This is a genomic window from bacterium, from assembly GCA_040756715.1.
GTDB lineage: Bacteria > UBA9089 > UBA9088 > UBA9088 > UBA9088 > JBFLYE01.
In genome coordinates, this window is sequence record JBFLYE010000015.1 from 1 (window position 1) to 18,378 (window position 18,378).

General features: G+C 38.9%; 14 protein-coding genes. 3 read left to right on the forward strand and 11 right to left on the reverse strand.

Annotated features, from left to right (window positions below; translation table 11 throughout):
• The first annotated feature begins 109 nt into the window (after nt 1-109).
• The 3 genes from AB1397_00380 to AB1397_00390 all read left to right on the forward strand — a co-directional run bounded on the left by AB1397_00380 (nt 110) and on the right by AB1397_00390 (nt 8,621).
• Nucleotides 110-4,234, forward strand: coding sequence for a hypothetical protein (locus AB1397_00380; protein MEW6481461.1), 4,125 nt, complete (start codon nt 110-112; stop codon nt 4,232-4,234).
• A 221-nt stretch (nt 4,235-4,455) separates the two neighbouring features.
• Nucleotides 4,456-6,936, forward strand: a complete 2,481-nt coding sequence (locus tag AB1397_00385) for a T9SS type A sorting domain-containing protein (GenBank protein MEW6481462.1) — start codon at nt 4,456-4,458, stop codon at nt 6,934-6,936.
• Nucleotides 6,937-7,115: 179 nt separating this feature from the next.
• Complete coding sequence (locus tag AB1397_00390; protein MEW6481463.1) at nt 7,116-8,621, forward strand: 2-isopropylmalate synthase; 1,506 nt, start codon at nt 7,116-7,118, stop codon at nt 8,619-8,621.
• 18 nt (nt 8,622-8,639) lie between these two features.
• Here AB1397_00390 and dprA read toward each other — a convergent pair whose 3' ends face one another.
• From dprA to AB1397_00445, 11 genes are all read right to left on the reverse strand, one after another.
• Entirely contained in the window at nt 8,640-9,512 is an 873-nt protein-coding gene (gene dprA / locus AB1397_00395) for a DNA-processing protein DprA (protein ID MEW6481464.1), read from the reverse strand.
• Nucleotides 9,496-11,286 (reverse strand): LysM peptidoglycan-binding domain-containing protein, encoded by a 1,791-nt coding sequence (locus AB1397_00400; protein MEW6481465.1) that lies wholly within the window; start codon nt 11,284-11,286, stop codon nt 9,496-9,498. The genes dprA and AB1397_00400 overlap by 17 nt, the downstream gene beginning before the upstream one ends.
• Before the next feature lie 53 nt (nt 11,287-11,339).
• Nucleotides 11,340-11,897, reverse strand: coding sequence for a D-glycero-beta-D-manno-heptose 1,7-bisphosphate 7-phosphatase (gene gmhB / locus AB1397_00405; GenBank protein ID MEW6481466.1), 558 nt, complete (start codon nt 11,895-11,897; stop codon nt 11,340-11,342).
• Nucleotides 11,894-13,471 carry a phosphoglycerate dehydrogenase gene (gene serA / locus AB1397_00410; protein MEW6481467.1) on the reverse strand — a complete coding sequence of 526 codons (1,578 nt, stop codon included), beginning with the start codon at nt 13,469-13,471 and terminating at the stop codon, nt 11,894-11,896. The genes gmhB and serA overlap by 4 nt, the downstream gene beginning before the upstream one ends.
• A 55-nt stretch (nt 13,472-13,526) precedes the next feature.
• Entirely contained in the window at nt 13,527-15,071 is a 1,545-nt protein-coding gene (cimA, locus tag AB1397_00415) for a citramalate synthase (protein ID MEW6481468.1), read from the reverse strand.
• Nucleotides 15,072-15,099: 28 nt separating this feature from the next.
• The gene (locus AB1397_00420) at nt 15,100-15,852 is read right to left on the reverse strand and encodes a hypothetical protein (GenBank protein ID MEW6481469.1); all 753 of its coding nucleotides are present in this window, start codon (nt 15,850-15,852) and stop codon (nt 15,100-15,102) included.
• A 38-nt stretch (nt 15,853-15,890) separates the two neighbouring features.
• Complete coding sequence (locus tag AB1397_00425; GenBank protein MEW6481470.1) at nt 15,891-16,136, reverse strand: DUF3303 family protein; 246 nt, start codon at nt 16,134-16,136, stop codon at nt 15,891-15,893.
• 29 nt (nt 16,137-16,165) lie between these two features.
• The gene (locus AB1397_00430) at nt 16,166-16,369 is read right to left on the reverse strand and encodes a DNA-binding protein (GenBank protein ID MEW6481471.1); all 204 of its coding nucleotides are present in this window, start codon (nt 16,367-16,369) and stop codon (nt 16,166-16,168) included.
• Between the two features lie 179 nt (nt 16,370-16,548).
• On the reverse strand, nt 16,549-17,223 hold the full coding sequence (locus AB1397_00435) for a cytochrome c biogenesis protein CcdA (protein MEW6481472.1): 675 nt from the start codon (nt 17,221-17,223) through the stop codon (nt 16,549-16,551).
• Nucleotides 17,223-17,876 (reverse strand): redoxin domain-containing protein, encoded by a 654-nt coding sequence (locus AB1397_00440; protein MEW6481473.1) that lies wholly within the window; start codon nt 17,874-17,876, stop codon nt 17,223-17,225. Before AB1397_00440 ends, AB1397_00435 begins: the two co-directional genes overlap by 1 nt.
• A gap of 42 nt (nt 17,877-17,918) precedes the next feature.
• Nucleotides 17,919-18,086 carry a DUF6132 family protein gene (locus tag AB1397_00445; protein MEW6481474.1) on the reverse strand — a complete coding sequence of 56 codons (168 nt, stop codon included), beginning with the start codon at nt 18,084-18,086 and terminating at the stop codon, nt 17,919-17,921.
• Nucleotides 18,087-18,378: the final 292 nt, after the last annotated feature.

Consider the following 18,378-nt stretch of genomic DNA (forward strand, 5'->3'; position numbering starts at 1 on the left):
AACTTAACCTTTTTCAATTCAAAATTCAAAATTTAGAATTCAAAATTTCTTAAAAGGTGGATGAATTTTTAACAGATAAACACAACCCTATCTATTTTTGCACTAAGTAATGGAAGATACTATATATTACACATCCTCAAATAAATCAAATTGCTATTTTTCCTTCACTGTCCCAGAGGACTTTTCTGGCAAGCTGACCCTTGTCTTTGATGTGATGACAACATATAAACCTCCGTGGTGGATCCGTAATATCAAGCAAGCAGTCCTTAATGTAGAGAGTCTTCTTAAGTTAAGCCTAAAAACAAGGACAACCAAAGATGGCTGGCAATTAGAAGCTGAATTAGTCAATCAATTAGGATTGGTCAAAGACAGCCAATTGATATTTGAGTTATTCAAAGGAAAAGATATAGTATGGGAGCAGAAAGTAGAGATAGGTGATCTAACAGAAGACATCAGGACAATCGAAGGGATAGATTTAGACCCTTCTCTGATTTACTTTAATCAGCAATACCAATTAAAATCAAGATTTGACTTTGACTGGCAAGAGAAAAGATATTCTGTATATGCCCCTACCTTAGTCCTCAAACTATCCAATATCGTAGACCTAAGACTAAAGACCCTCATGCTTCATTGGCGTTACCCTTTAGAGGGAGAGATATTCATCTTAAACAATGGAGACTTTAAGGAAGACCTAAATGTTACCATTTCTATTCCAGACCTTGGATTTATCTCCACCCAATCTATCACCCTATTACCCGCAGGAACAGCCGCTATTCCCTTCAATCCCATTATCCCAGAAACAATAGAACCAGGGAAGCATAACATATATCTTAGATATCAGTTGCCAAATGGAAGTTTCATAGAGAAGGGGTTTGGTTTTGTCCTTCCTCAATCAAACCTTGGGCTCATCTTAGAGAAGATAGATTACTTAGCTGGTGAAGTAGGAAGCATAACTGTAAGAAATAGGGGAGGAGTGGATACAACCTATGAATATTACGGAACCCTATCTGAAGGATATTATGGAGGCAAGAGAGTGGTTGAATTCATTGGGACAGGAACAGTCAAAGCTGATGGCTCAAGCACCATCTGCTTCTCTATCCCTACCTGGATAACAGAAGAAAGGCATTTTTTGGTAGTAGATTATAAGGATAAGAGGACGGGAGAAGAAAGAAGATTACGGAAATGGTTGCAATTGACTGGGTTGATCAAACTTAGAGTTGATAAAATAGAATACTTAGCTGGTGAAGCAGGAGAGGTAATAGTGGATAATACAACAGCCAAAGATTTGGAGTATGACTATCTGATCAATCTCTTTAAAGAAGAAAGTAAGGTGGTTGAGTTTGCTGGAACAGGAAGTGTCCAGGCTGGTGGCTCAAGCACCATCTCTTTCTCTGCCCCTGTTCGGATGTTTGATGAAAATTATAGAATAGAGGTAGAATGCATAGATAAGGAGACAGGAAGATCTATTAAATTAGAGAAAGAAATCTATGTAAGCAGATTGCTTGAGCTGAGTCTGGATAAGGAAGATTACTTAGGTGGAGAGATAGGAAGTATAACGGTAAAGAATGTAGGAGCAGTGGATTCAGATTATGAATATTATGGCACCATCTCTATGGGAGAATGGTCTTCTCTATTTGGTGGAACAGGAACAGTCAAAGCTGGAGGTTCTGCTACCATCAACTTTCTTGTTCCTGTTAGGATGATTGAGGGATGGTATGGGTTGGAATTAGAGATCATAGACAGAGCATCAGGAGAATCGCTCAACTGGTCTACAAAGATAAAGGTAAGAGGATTGCTTGAGCTGAGTCTGGATAAGAAAGATTACTTAGCAGGAGAGATAGGAAGTATAACGGTAAGGAATACCTCAGCAACAGACTCAACCTATGAATATTATGGCACTATATCTACCCCAGGATATTCTTCAGGGTTTAGTGGAACAGGAACAGTTAAGGCTATTAGCACCAGCACCATCAACTTCTTTGCTCCTGTTAGGATAGTAGAAGAATATTATGAGTTGATGGCAGAGATTAAGGATAAGGCTACAGGAAGGTCATTCAGATTGGAGAAGGAGATAAAAGTAAGTGGCTTGCTCAAACTTATCTTGGAAAAGACGGAGTATTCAGTAGGTGAAGAGATAGAGGCAAGATTAAAGAATGTGGGATTTCAAGAGAAGGAGATCAATTATACCATCAGATTGGCTGATTGGTATGATAGAGAAATGGCTAAAAATCTTGGAACAGAGACTATTAGTCCTTCAGAATCAAAGCCAATCAAGCTCACTATTCCAGACCAGGCGGTAGATGGTCAATATCAGTTGATGGTTATCTGTAAAGATTCAGTCTATGGAGACTCCATAACCTTTGAGAGAACCATCAATATAGCAGGATTGAAAGGAGAGCTTACGGTAAATACCAATAAGGAAGCATATTTTCTTACCGAGCCTATCACTGCCAAAGCATATCTTAATAACCAGGATGGAAAGATAGAGGATGGCAGCTTAAGCTTAGGGATATACACGGGCTTAGAGGGATGGATAAACTATTCTTTTATCAAGAGTGTCAACTCAATAGTAGCCGATGGCAGATGGGTCTGGTTTGGCACAGATTTTGGTGTATCAAGGTATGATAAAATAACCGGTAGTTGGACTAATTATACTAAAGATAATAGTAGATTAGCAAGTGATAAGATAAGCTCCCTTGCTATAGATGATTCAGTAAGTGATGAGATAAGCTCCCTTGCTGTAGATGATAAGGATGTCTGGATGGGAACAAGGGATGGTGTAGCAAGGTTAAATAAAATAACCGGTAGCTGGACTACATATACTACAGAAAATAGTGGCTTGGTAGATAATGATGTTAGGGCAATAGCAGTAGATGGAGAGGACATCTGGATTGGGACAGAGGAGGGGATAGCAAGGCTGAATAAGGCAACTAATGAATGGGCAACCTATACCACAGAGAATAGTGGCTTGCTAAGCGATAATATTACTGCTATTGCTGTAGATAAAGATGATGTCTGGTTTGGAACAATAGATGGTGTCTTGAGATTGAATAAGATAAGTGGTAAATGGACTGCATATACGATTAAAAACAGTGGCTTAGCGAATAATTGGATCCGTGCAATAGCAGGGGATGGAATTTATGTATGGTTTGCGGGTTGGGAGCAGAGTGGGGACTATGGGGTTGGAGTCTCAAAGGGAGTCTCAAGATTGAATAAGCTAGATAATACCTGGATTACCTACACCACAAAGAACAGCGGTCTTTCCAATAATGATGTGGGAGCAATCGCAATCGATGGCAATGATCTCTGGTTTGGAACAGATTATAGTGGTGTATCAAGATATAATAATGAGATATGGCTGACCTACAATACGGAAAACAGTGAGTTAATCGACGACCATATTGCTGCTATTGCCGGGGATGATGAATCTGTTTGGTTTGGAACAGGGGAGGGGGTAAGCAGATACCAAAAGAGGGGGAAGCTAATTTGGAAGGAGAACTTCCCCGTTAATCTTCCTGAAATAAGCAATAGGGAGATTTCTACTTTAGTAGGCACATTGGGTATTACTGGCAAATTATACTTAAAAGGAGAGCTATACTCTGCTTTTGAACAACTAATTGCCCAAGATGAGTATGGATTTTACATCTCCCCAGGCACAGTCACCTTAACCTTAGAGACAGACAAGAGAACCTATAAGGAAGGAGAGCCGATTACGATAAGTGGTGAGGTTAAGAATTGGGCTGATCTATCAACCGATGAGCTAACCCTAAGGGTTAATATAGGCACAATAACTATTCATACCGAAACCTTTAGCTTAGTTCCGGGAGGAACCCATCCCTTTGCTCTTACTGCTTCTGCTGATTCCTCTTTTATCTTGAAGGGTATGGTAGAAAGCCCAGCAATCGGCACAGTTGCTGTGGCAGAATATATTGAGGTAGAGCCTTCATTATTAGAGGTTATAATTGATGCCCCTGATCTAGTAGGAAGGGGAACAAATAGCTTCAGAGTGATATTTGAGAACAAAGGAAAGGAAGAGGTAGAAATCAATTATCAATTAGCAATTGGCAATGGTCAATTATCAGAGGGGAGTATAAGTATTAAAGCAGGAGAGAGTGAGGTGATTGAAGGGGAGTTTAGTCTGTTAGAGGATGGGACGATTACATTAGTTCTCTCGGGTGATGTAGTAGGCATCTATACTAAGTTTGTAGAGTTTGGGGAGAAGGTAGATATATAGTTAATTCCATAACGCTTTACAAAATGTATGTGTTTAGATAATCTTAAGGAAAACTTTATAAAATTATGAATTTTGAATGTTGAATTTTGAATTAAAAGGGGAAAAATTTTATAAAACTTAAACCTTCAATTCAAAATTCAAAATTTAGAATTCAAAATTTCTTAAAAGGTGGATGAATTTTTAACAGATAAACACAACCCTATCTATTTTTGCACTAAGTAATGGAAGATACTATAGAAGTAGACCCAGAGCTCTTCTATCCCGAAGGCTGGGTGGGAATACCCATAACCCTTACCAATCAGGGCAGATTGGATTCTTCATTCTCGGTAAGTTTTAGCTTGGAAAAGATAAATAAGATGATAAAATCTCTTGCTCCCAGCCAGACCTTGACTGATCTAAAGATAATCAATAGCTCTAAAGGAGTAAAGGTAAGAGAAGAGAAAAAGAAGGGCTTATTCGCCTTAGGTGATTCTTCCCGGCCAGTCAATATAGAGCTTCCTGCCGGTGGCTTTGTCCTCTTCCATCTCCTCTATGAGCTTTCTGAGGGTGACTACAAAATAGACTATGAGTATTTTAGAAAGAAAGGAAGCGAGAGCTTTGGGGTGCGTAATTATAATGTTGTCTCTATCAAGGATTTTGAGCTATCTATAGACTTATCTACCATAACCGTTAAGTTTGAGATTGAAAACAAGGGAGTAAATGAATTCAAGGGTAGTTTCAACCTTGACTTGGAGCTATCTGCTACTGAGACTGCCACGGGTAGTATCACCATTCCTATCAATCAATCAGAGAAGAAGGAATTCAAATTTCCTATCCCAGATGAGGTTATCCCTGGTATCTACTCTGCTAAATTGGGTATTTATCATGATAAGACAAAAATAGCTGAGAAGATAAAGGAATACAGGATTGAGCCCCTATTTGTGATTACCTCTGTTAAACTGAATGGAAGCGAAACCGAATCCTTGCACCTCTATCCGGGAGGAGATTATGAATTATCTTTAAAGATAGAAAACAGGGGTAATCTTGAGGCTTCCTGTAAGCTCATCTGCAGCCTATTCAATATGAGAGAAGAGGGATTGATCAACCTTCCGGTTGGCTCATCAACCAAGATTTCCTTCCCCCTCTCTATCTGTGAAGACTTTACCTATGAAGATACCCAGCTTAAACTCATCTTAGACTATGAAAGGGCAACCAAAGAGCCAGGCGTCTATTATCTCCCAGTCAAGGTCTATGGCATCTTCCTTGAGGTATCTTCCCAGCTTGATAAAGACTTCTACAAGATAGATGATAAGGCAACCTTGACCATACAGATTAAAAACATCTCGCAATATATAGGGAGTTTCTCAGTCTATGCTGAGGTAAGCCTCTATGATTATACCACCAAAACCCTTTTCACTTTGGTTGGCACAGAGACCAAGAGCTTATTATTTTCTGAGATACCTATAGCAGGCTTTGACCAGAAGCTCTTCTATTCTCTCTGCTACAGGAGTGGGAAGGTGATCTACATAAACTCCCTCTATCTATATGAGGAAGATTATTTCATGGTCTATAGCCCTCAAGATTATTACCAACCAGGCACCCAGGCAGTCTTCATGGTAAAGGTCTCAGAACCAGGCACCCTAAGCTATCAAGTAAGTTATCTCCACTATGGCTTAGTAGAGGGTCTCTCAGGGACTCAAGGAGTGAGTGAGGGTGAGAATATTCTTATCTTAGATTTACCAGAATATCTGAGATTAGGTAGCTATGATTTAGAATGCCAATTCTTTAGAGAAGGAGAAAAAACCTTGATTAAGAAGATCAAGTTTGATGTAGCAGGTTTTGCCATCTTAACCGAAGGGCTCTATTTTGATAAGGATTACTATTTGGCTAAAGAGACGATGAGCGTAACCTTCTTGTTTAAACCAAAAGGAGAGATAGGCACAGCTACTCTAAGGGCCTGGGCATTAGCTCCTGATAGCACCAAAACAATAGTCGGATTTGCCAAAAAAGACCTGTTCCTGAGAGATAATGTAGTTGAGGTGGTCTTGCCGATTAAGTTAGCCACAGAGTATTCTGGTATCCATACCCTTCAATATTGCTTCTTTAAGGGTAACAGGCTATTGAGCAATCGGATTTGTTTCTTTGATGTTAAAGATCTTGAAAACCCAAAGTCTCATCTATCTATTAAGGGAGATTACTTTGAGAAGAGAGAGATAGAGGTAGAGTTATGGGCAACGGATGGAAAGGGGACAGGGATAAAAAATATCGTTCTCTTTAGCAAAAGGGAGGAAGAGGCAACCTACACTCCTTATGGCACGCGATCAACCAGTGGCACTATACTCTTTAAACCAGAGAGGGATGGGATATATCAGTTTATCAGCCAGGCTGAGGATAAAGCGGGTAATCTTGAGGCCTTCAAAGATCAACCAGAGGCAACCGCTACGGTCCTTGTTGAAGATAAAGCAATCATTGCCTTAGATAATAATGAGATTATTGTCTATCCTAATCCCTGCAAACAAGGAAAGTATGTCTACTTTAAAAATGTAAGTCAAGAAGCAATCATTAAAATTTATAACATTAAGGGTGAATTGATCGAAAGGATAATTGTAGATGAGGAACCAGAGAAATGGGATGTAAGAGATATTGCCTCAGGGGTTTATCTCTACCTTATCCAAGATGTATCCTCTAACAAAAGGATAGGAAAGATCGGCGTGATAAAATGAGAATTTTATTTCTCCTCCTTTTTCTTGCCAGAGGTTTGCAGGCAATAGAATATCAAAAGGCATTTACCTATCGTTTAAGGAAGGCCGTAAAAAGAGGAAGTCGCGGTAAAAATGTTTAGAATTTTGAATTTTATTGTTTCGTCTTGACTTCCCTCTCATCCATTTTTATAATTTAAATTATGGATAGGGTTTATATCTTTGATACAACATTAAGGGATGGTGAGCAATCCCCAGGTGCATCAATGAATGTATCAGAGAAATTAGCCCTGGCAAAACAGCTTGCCAAGCTTAATGTTGATATTATTGAAGCAGGATTTGCCATAGCTTCAGAGGGTGATTTTGAGGCAATAAAAGCTATTAGCAATGAGGTAAAAGGCCCAATCATATGCAGCCTTGCCAGGGCAAAAGAAGATGATATAAAAAGGGCTTATGAGTCAATAAAGGATGCAGAAAAAAGAAGGATTCATACCTTTCATTCTACATCTGAGATACACCTTAAGCATCAGTATCATATAAGTAGGGAAGAGGCATTAAAGAGGTCAGTAGAAATGGTAAAGCTTGCAAAAAGCTTCACGGACGATGTTGAATTCTCACCAATGGATGCAACGAGAACAGATATTGGCTATCTCTTAGAGGTTATTGAGGCAACCATAGAAGCAGGTGCAGAAACAATTAATATACCCGACACGGTTGGATATAGCATTCCCATTGAATTTGGAAAAATTATTAAAACAATTAGAGAGAGGGTAAAAAATAGGGCGATAATCTCTGTCCATTGCCATAATGACCTTGGGCTTGCTACGGCTAATTCTTTATTAGCCGTGTTAAATGGAGCAAGGCAGGTTGAATGCACAATAAATGGCATTGGAGAGCGTGCAGGCAATTGCAGCCTGGAAGAGGTGGTTATGACCTTAAAGACAAGGCGTGATCTCTTTAATCTTGATACACAAATAACAACAGAGGAGATAATGCGCACAAGCAGGCTTTTAACAAAGATAACGGGAATATCTGTCCAACCAAACAAAGCAATTGTTGGAGCCAATGCCTTTGCCCATGAATCTGGAATCCATCAGGATGGGCTATTGAAGGAGAAATTGACCTATGAAATCATCAAGCCCCAAAATGTAGGGCTTTCTCAAACAAAATTCATCCTTGGTAAACACTCAGGAAGGCATGCCTTCAAAACAAGGCTTAAGGAAATGGGCTACATCCTTTCTGACGAAGAGCTTAATAATGCATTCAAACGCTTTAAAAGCCTTGCTGACCAAAAGAAAGAGATATTTAATGAGGATATAGAGGCATTGATAGAAGAAGAGAAAACACAAATACCAGAAACCTATAGCCTTATAGAGCTTTCTGTTGTAAGCGGAACAAAGCAAAAGCCCTCTGCAGAGATAAAACTTAAATTCGGCGAAAAAATTATTGAAAAAACCGCAAGCGGGGATGGGCCTGTTGACGCTACATACAAGGCAATACAAGAGCTCACCAAGACAAAAAGCTCTCTTTTAAAATACGAGGTAAAAAGCATTACCGGTGGCACAGATGCCCTAGGAGAGGTTATGGTCTCACTTGAGGAGGGTAGCAGGATTGTAAGGGGCTATGGTGCAGATACAGATATAATTATAGCCTCAGCGAAAGCATATCTTTCTGCGATAAATCGTCTACTATCATTAAAGCATTGGTAGGGTTTTTCAAAAAATTTTTCATTTTATCTTAACAATATGGCCTAATTCCTCAATAATGTCAAGAACATCACACACGGGCTTTACTCCCTCTTTAATAAGCTTATTTGTTCCCCTGCTTGTTTCTTTTGTAATCTCACCAGGAACAGCAAAAACCTCCCTTCCACTTTCCATTGCAAGCCTTGCTGTGATTAAGGCACCACTCCTTTCCTTTGCCTCAACCACAACGCATCCCAAAGAAAGCCCTGCAATTATCCTATTTCTTCTTGGGAAATTATCCTTAAAGGGTGGAGTAGCTAAAGGAAATTCTGAGATAACCGCACCGTTTTCACAAATCTTTTCAAATAAAGGTTTATTTTTGCTTGGATAGACATTCAAAAGCCCAGAGCCTAAAACAGCAATTGTTCTTCCCTTTGCTTCTAAACAAGCCCTGTGTGCAATTGTGTCTATACCCCTTGCCATTCCCGATACAATGGTAAAGCCTAGTTTGGAAAGCTCCCTTCCTAGCATCTGGCAAACATTCCTCCCATAGCTTGATGAATGCCTTGAGCCAACAATGGCAATGGAAAGCTTGTCATCTGGAATAATCTTTCCTTTGATGTATAAAACAATCGGAGGGTCAGAGATTAGCTTAAGGCTTTCTGGATATTCCTCGTCTTCTACTCCAATAATCCTTATCCCATTCTCCTTTGCAAGCTTTATCTCCTTTTTTATGTCTATCTTTTTTCTCTCTTTGCAGATAACATCTGCCCATTCTTCTTCAATAATTTCTTTAAGGCTAGAATAGGAAGCAGAAAAAGGGTCAGCTAAATTTTTTAATAGAAGGTTAAGCTTGTAGGAGGGTATTCCCCTTATCATATTCAGCCCTATAAGGGCTTCACTTGTATTTCTCATACATCAGGGGCTCTATCCATACAGAAAATAAAGAAACTTGACTTTCATTCCCTGCTCTATCAACTGCCTTATATCTAATAATATGGAGACCCTCTTCCTTTATGGTAAATGCCTCTGTATAGGGAGAAAGATTTTCAGAATCAACGCTATAAAGGATGTGGGAAAGGCCTGCTGGGCTATCTTCTGCTTGGAATATTATTTTATTCTCCTCGGGAAGGAAGTAATTTTTGTTATATACAGCCATCTTTGGGTCTGTGAAAAATGAAACAATGGGCGGATTCTTGTCAAGGATAAAGGAGAGGCTATTTTCAGAAGAGATATTTCCCACATTGTCCTCAAACCTGTAAATTATTTTATAAGGGCCTTCAAGCTGTAGGTTAAATTCTGCCCTCTTTAAATATTCCTTTATTTCATTATTTACCATTACCTGAATTCTTGATAGACCAGATGTTGTATCAGAGCCTGTAATGGTGCAGGTTGCCTCTTGGGTTAAATAGCCATCTTTAATAGGAGGGCTTATTTTTAATTCGCCGCAGGGTGGGTTTCCATCAACCATAAATGAAATAGCTATTTCCTCACCCTCTTCTTGCCGCATATCAATAGCCTTATAGGTTATTGTTCTTGCCCCCTCTTTTAATTTCAAAGGCTCCTTGTATGAAAAATAAGGTGAGGAGTCAATCCTTACCAATACCTTAGAGATAGAATTGTCTTCCTCGATGGGAAGGAGGTAAATAAGTGCATTTGAGGAGATATAATTTTTTTTATCCTCGCTATAGAGCCTGGTTGGAAGATTAGAAAATAGAGGAACAACCTCATACTTAAGGCCAATCCTTCTTTCTATAGCAAATCTTGTTATCTCGCTTGGCTTTCCCTGAAGACCATTATTATCAATCCCTGAGATATGAAGGTAATAACTTCCTTCTTTTAATGGATTTGATATAGTTTCAGATTCTTTTGATAATACATTAAATTGCGGGTGAATGAATCCTATATCAGATGCTATTTCAACCAGATGCAGGGCTGCCTCTCCCTCCCATTTAATCTTTGGCCTCATATTTCCTGTTATTGAATTTTCCAGAGGCAAGAGAACCTTTGGAGATGCTGGAAGAAGAACAGGGTCAATGGGACCCTTTTCTGTAATTATTGTTCCATAACCAGCTGAGGTAAGAACCCTTTTTCCATAGGCACTTACATAGGCTTCTCCTTCAAATACAGAAATCCTGGTTAGATTTCCCCTATCTATAAAAACCTCTCCTTCACTTATATCAACAAATCCATCCATTGTGATTACCCTTATTTTTTTTCCTGGTGTAACCTTTATTTTTCCCTGGATAAGCCCAATGGAAAGAGCACCCGTTTCCCTGTCCCTTCCTTCAAATTTTACACTTGTCTCATCCTTAACAGAAATAAGGTCTCCAGAGGGGAACAAAACCTCAATCCTTGTATTTGCTTGTGTTTTTAAGGTCTCATTTGTTCTTATTTTATCCCCTACTTTCAGCCTCTTTTTTGCAACTGCTGCATAACCCGATACATCCATAACCTCGCCATCCTCAAGCTCTATACCTATTTCATCTTTGCTGGGAAACTCAATTATTTGTTTTGGAAAGATAAGATGGGGATTCTTTAATTTATTATACTCCCCTATCTTTGGCCAGAGGAAAGGATTTCCAAGGTGCTTCTTGCATAGACCCCAAAGGGTATCACCCCTCTTTACCACAACCCCATATCCTACGAAAGGTAACCCCAAAAGGGCAATTAAAAAAAATCTCTTCATCTTTAAACCTCCCTATAAAATAATAAAGAGTATAAAAATTGCCTATTTTTTTGTCAAGGTTTATCACAAGATAAAATTAAATTTATCGCCTGATGAAGATTATTGGCAATAAAATCGGGCTTACAATGCCAATTATCTTTTTCCTCTAACATCTTCTTGCCATATCCAGTAAGGACAAGAATGGTTTTACAATTTGCCCTCTTTCCTGCTTCTATATCCTGCAGCTTATCTCCAATCATCCAGCAATCCTCTAATTTAAGACCAAAATCAAGAAATGCCTTTTTAAACATCCCTATCTCTGGCTTTCTGCAAGGGCATTTATCATCTGGATGATGGGGGCAATAATATACGGCATCAAGCCTTGCTCCCTCTTTTGCCAACTCCTCCTTCATTAAGTCATTTATCTTTTCTGCCTCATCAATGCTATATAACCCCTTTCCTACACCTGCCTGATTTGAAATAACAATTGCCAATATCTTATTTTCATTTAATCGCCTGATTGCCTTTCCTACATCGGGAAGGAGCTTAAAATCCTCTCTTTTTTTCACATAGTCAAAAAGCTCCTCATTTATCACGCCATCCCTATCCAGAAATACACAAGGAGGAATCATAAACTCGCCATTCTTACCTTAAGAATTTGGGGCATTTCCTTTATCTTTAAAATAATATCTTCTGAAAGCTCTCCATCAAGGTTCCATACAGAAAGGGCATTGCCTCCCTTTTCCTTCCTGGAGAGCTGAAGGTTTCCAATGTTTATGTTATTTTCTCCCAAAAGGGTTCCTATTTTTCCAATAATTCCTGGCTCGTCTGTCTGGGATAAAACAAGGATATTCCCCTCTAAAGAGACCTCAACAGAAAAATCATCAATAAGGACAACCTTTCCAAATTTCTCTTTAAACAATGTGGCCTGTACTATAGTCTTTTCTTTGTCGGTGGTAAGGGAGAGGGAGATTAAAGCAGGGTAATCGGTTTTTTCTTTTGACTTTAAGAAAGAAACACTTATACCCATTTCCTCGGCAATAGATTGGGCATTTACATAGTTTATATTCTCCTCGGGAAGAAGCCAGGAAAGAATAAAAACTACAATCGTGTTTGTAAGGGGAAGGACATCACTGTCCTCTATTTCTCCAATATATTCTATCTCAATTCTCTTCAAGCTTCCCTCTATTATTTGAGAAGAAAATTTTGCTTGGGCTTCACAAAGGGAAATCCAGGGTCCTAATCTTTTTGTAACCTCGGGAGAAATTTGGGGAAGATTAACCGCATTCCTTATTTTGCCAGATAGGGCATCCTTTATCTGATGTGCAATCTCTATTCCAACACTCTTTTGTGCCTCAATGGTTGATGCACCAAGATGGGGAACAAATACGCAATTATCAAGGGAAAGTAAAGGTGAGTCAAGCGGAGGCTCTTTTTCAAATACATCCAAGGCAGCAGACCTTATCTTTCCAGATCTAAGCCCATCATATAATGCTTCTTCATCGATTATTCCACCCCTTGCACAATTTATAATAATTACATCAGATTTCATCATTTCTATTTCTCTCTTTGAGATAAGATGTTTTGTCTTTTCTGATAATGGCGTATGAATCGTTATATAATCTGATTGTTTAAAGAGCTTCTCAAGAGAAACCAAGGTTATCTTAAAATCCTTTGCCAAATCCTGAGAGAGGAATGGGTCGTATCCAATGATATTCATCCCAAAAGAAGATGCCCTTATGGCAACCTGCTTTCCAATACGGCCTAAACCAATAATGCCCAATGTCTTTGAAAATAGCTCATAGCCTACAAATAGCTTTCTCTCCCATTTTTGTGATTTAAGGGAGGTATATGCCTGAGGGATTTTTCTTGAGCAAGCAAGCATCATTGCCATTGTATGCTCTGCGGTTGATATGGTATTTGAATCTGGTGTATTCATAACAATTATCCCCTTCCTGGTTGCTGCCTTTACATCTATATTATCAACGCCAACCCCAGCCCTTCCTATTATCTTAAGATTTTTCCCTGCACTAATAACCTTTGAGGTTACCTTTGTCTCAGAGCGGACAACCAAGCAATCAAAATCAGGGATTGTGCTAACAAGCTCATCCTCTTGCAGGGCTGTCTTTAAAACCACCTCTGCCCCGGTTTCCCTTAAAATTTTTAACCCCTCCTCTTGTAATGGATCAGAAACTAATATTTTCATAAGCTCAAATAACCTCGATGCAGATGTAAGCCCTTCAAAGGATTCAATACCCTTTTTATTTTTTTCTCTTTAGTAATGCATATTCTATGGCATCAACCAGGGCATGGCAGGAGGCATCAATAATATTTTCCGAGACGCCAATCGTTCCGAAAGAGCCTTTTTTATCTGATGATTCTATAAGAACCCTCACCTTTGCCGCTGTCCCCTCCTTTGTATCAATGACTCTGACCTTATAATCTGTAAGATGGACATTCTTAAGCTCTGGATAGGATGAATACAAAGCCTTTCTAATAGCATTATCAAGGGCATTTACCGGGCCATCTCCCTCTGCCACTGTATATTCCTCCTCTCCTTGCACCTCAATCTTTACGGTTGCCTTTGAGGTGAGCCTTCCTCCTTCATTTTCAACCATAACCCCATACTCCTTTATCTTAAACGATGGCTTATATCTTCCCAGTGCCTTATCGATCAATAGCTCAAAAGAGCCATCTGCTGCTTCAAACTGATAGCCCTGGTCTTCAAGCTCCTTCACACACTTTAATATCTTTTTTGTCTGTTCTTTTGAAAAAATAAGCTTATATTCAGATGCCTTATGGAGTATGGAGGCAGTCCCTGCAAGCTCTGAAACAATCATTTTCCTTGTATTTCCAACAATCTCCGGGTTTATATGTTCATAGGCCTCTGGGTGTTTCATTACCGCACTAATATGAACGCCACCCTTGTGAGTAAATGCAGATTGTCCAACATATGGCTGATGTGGAAAAGGAGCAATATTTGCTATCTCTGCGATAAACCTCGATGTCTCGGTAAGGCTCTTTAATTTCTCCTCCTTTATGGTTGAAATTCCAAGCTTATAAAGGTTTGGAATTAGTGTTATAAAATTTGCATTCCCACACCTCTCTCCATATCCATTTATTGTTCCTTGAACCTGGCTGCATCCAGCTTTTATCGCAGAAAGAGAATTTGCTACGGCAAGCTCTCTATCATTGTGTGCATGGATACCCAAAGGAAAATTTGTCTTTAATTCTTTGATTATATTTTCTATCTCATCTGGAAAAGAACCACCGTTTGTATCACAAAGAACAACCATTTCACAACCACCATTTATTGCTGCTTCCATAACCATTTTTGCATATTTTGGATTCTCCTTATAGCCATCAAAGAAATGCTCACAATCAAAGAATACCCTTTTTCCTTTTTTTCTTAAGAATTTAATAGATTCCTCAATTATCTTTAAGTTTCTCTCAAGGGATATTCTTAAAACATTCCTTACATGGAAGTCCCATGTCTTTCCAAATATAGTGATTATCTCTGTATCTGATGAGATAAGCCCAAGAAGATTAGGGTCATCAGGGGGTGTGTATTTTGGATGGCTGGTTGAGCCAAAGGCAACAATCTTTGAAGATTTTAGTTTTTCTTTTTTTATTTCCTTAAAAAACCTTTTGTCTTTTGGGTTTGAAAATGGCCATCCTCCCTCAATATAGTCAATTCCAAGCCTATCCATGATTCTTGCTATGGCAATCTTATCCGATAAGGAAAAAGATATGCCCTCCATCTGAGCGCCATCCCTTAATGTTGTATCGTAAAGCTCAATCTTCATTTTATTTTTCAATTCTTAAACTCCCCATTCAAAAGACCTTAATTTTATACCCTATCTTCACTATCCTTGATGGGTTTCCTCCCAAGAGGTCAATGGCACAAAGAGAAAAAGAAAGGTTTTGGGCAAGCAAAAATTTTGCTCCTAAGTTAAATCCTGCCCCTTTATTTTCACTACCCTTATCAATAGGAATGCCCTCTATCTCAGTAAGAAGGGTGAATTTAGGACCCAAGGCTAATTCAGTTCCAGAGAATAAGGAAAGTCCTCCTTTCTCGTAATCCTCTACATCAACAAGGAATCCAAAGCTTAAGCTATGCTCAAGAGAAAATAGAATAACAGGCTTCGTAGCCACAAGATATAGCCCCTTTAGCCCCTTTATTCTTTTTTCTTCCCATCTTTTTTTATATCCATAGGGGTCATTGTAGCCTAAAGAGATGCTTGGAATTTTTTCACCTCCCGATGTAGCTTTTATTTTAAGAAAAAGAAGTAAGGGAAGACTTGTTTCTATCTTTTCATCTCCTATGACATTTTGCATATCCAGAGGAACACCAACAAAGACATTATTAGAAAGTCCCAATCCAGAATTCATTACTACACCACCATTGTCATAGATTCTAAAGGAAAGGGAAAGGTCTCCTTTTTTTAGGGTCTCTGCATTAGGAATATTGACAAGGTCAATAGAGTAGACAAGGCTTGCCAGCAAGAAGGCACAAAGGGACAAAGGCACAAAGGCACAAAGTTTTAATGATTTTGATTTTTGATTTTTTATTAAATCCTTACCCAATAGTTTTGCGTTTTGCACTTTGCGTTTTTAAGTTTTTATCATACCTTTTCAATTGGAATGGCAAGGGATGTTTGGGTTCCTGCCACCTCCTGGAATTGAATAACAAACTCAGCGGCATCTCTTTCATTTTCTGCTTCAAAGATTAACAAAAGCTCTGGCTTTCCAAATAGAAAAAGGCTCTCCTTTATGTGAATAACCTCGGGTATCTTTGCATATTTTAAGAATATCTCAAGGGCTTCCCTTGTCTTTCCAGGGAGTGTATTAAGGGTTGTAACAAAAAGCATCTTTTAACCTAAAAAGCCAAGTGCTCATCTTATCTTGAGTTCTTTATTGACTCAAGGACATTGATAAATTCAGAAAGGCCTGAATCTGGAACAACAATAGCATTTCTTCTTCCTGAAGATTTTTCAACAATCCTTAAAAACTTTCCATTTGGATTTTCTTTATACTCAAAGAAAAATATCTTTGATTCCACATCCAGCCTTTTTGTTAATATCTCCTTATCTATATCTTTCATTTTAACTTAAAAATTATAATAATTCTATAAAAATATTAGCAAGTGTTTTTTTAAGGCACCTGAAATAGGAAGAAACATTTGGAATTGTAAATTTTAATTTAAAATGCTAAATTTGCAATTTGCCACGAATAATCTCCATCTCTGGTTTTGTTACACCACCTAAAACGCTTACCTAAAGTCTATACCCTTAAGATTATCCAGATACCAACCCCAATCAGCAGGATTCCAGATATAACAGATATTGCGGAAAAATACCTCCTTATTTTAGAAAAGAAGGCAAAGAATGTGGAAATACCCATACTTACGAGAAGGAAAGGCAATCCCAGCCCTAATGAATAGAAGGCCAAAAGCAAGATACCCTGTTTAACACTTTCCTCAGTAGCGGCAAGTGAAAGGATTGAACCCAAGATTGGCCCAATACAGGGTGTCCAACCAAAGCCAAAGGCTATCCCTATCAGGAAAGAGCCCAAGATAGTAGCAGGCCTCTTCTTGAAATGAAACCTCTTCTCATATTGGAGAAACCCTATCTTGAATGCCCCCAAGAGATGAAGCCCGAATATGATCACGATTATCCCTAAGATTATGCGAATTATCCCTTTATGGCTTAAGATGAATCTGCCCATATAGGTGGCAGAAGCCCCTAATAAGACAAAGATAGATGAAAAGCCTAAGATGAAAAGAAAAGTGGCGATTAAGATTTTTTTCAAACCCTTTCTTCCGGGAGCATCTTGCAGCTTGTCTACAGATAGCCCAGAAATAAAGGAGATATAGGCAGGGAAAAGCGGCAGGACACAAGGGCAGAGGAACGATAATAGCCCGGCGGAAAAGGCAATGAGTAAAGAGACTTCATCCATCACTCTTTGAGGAGAGAATCTATCTCTTTCTCAAATACCTCTTTAGGACGATAACCTACGATTTTATTTTCTATATTGGCTTCTCTGTCTATGATAAAAGTAGTTGGTATCCCTCTTATTCCACCAAAGTCCTCGATTACCTTTTGATTTCCCATAACAATAGGGTAGTTTATTCCTGTCTCTTCTTTGAACTGCCTAACTTTATCCTGACTTTGATCAAGACTAAGGCCTATAATTATCAATCCTTTATCCTTGTATTGGCTGTAAAGCTGGATAAAGTCAGGAATCTCCATCCGGCAGGGTGGGCACCAGGTTGCCCAAAAATCCAAGATTATTACCTTACCACTGAATTCAGAAAGGGTTAAGGTTTCTCCATCTATGGTGGGTAAGGTAAAATCAGGTCCATTCCATATCTTTGCTTGCTTTGGGGGTTCCTCCTCAGCCACCTGCTTCTTAAGTATCTGCTCCTCTTCAGCCACTTGTTTCTTCTCAGCCACTTGCTCCTTCTTAGCCACCTGCTTTTCTTCAGCCACTTGCTTCTCTTCGGCTACCTGTTGCTTAGCTATCTGCTGCTCCTCTTCAGGCTGGCTTTCCTTTTTCCCACAACAGCTGACCAAGATCAGAAGCCCGATCACCAAGAATAATCTCTTCATCTTTACCACCTTAAACCTCTTTTTCCTCTTAAAACTTAAGAATCATTTTATCATAAGAGCAATTATTGCTCCCATAATCGCACCATATATTGCCCCACTAAATGGATTGCTGGTCAAAGGGCAAGTTCCCGATGAGCACTTGCCAAAGTATCCGATGATACCCCCTATACCTGCACCAATAATAGCTGCCAGGATAATTCTTCCCATCATAATAATCCTCCTCCTTTGTTTTATATTCTACAGCTTGGGGGTAACCTAAGTCAACTAAAAAGTAAATATGCCTAAATACTTATCCTTGAATTAGGGGGAATTCATCATAAGTATGTGTTTAGCTCCTTTAAAATCTGTTCATCTTATTGTTATCCCTATCAAAAGAAATTCAAAAGAACAATTCAAAATTCACTCCTTCTTCAAACAGGCATTTCTTGTCTTTCTTATGGGCTAGTTTCCATATGCCAAATAACAAGCCACACTTTGAGCAATTGGTTGTTTTGTATGGGCT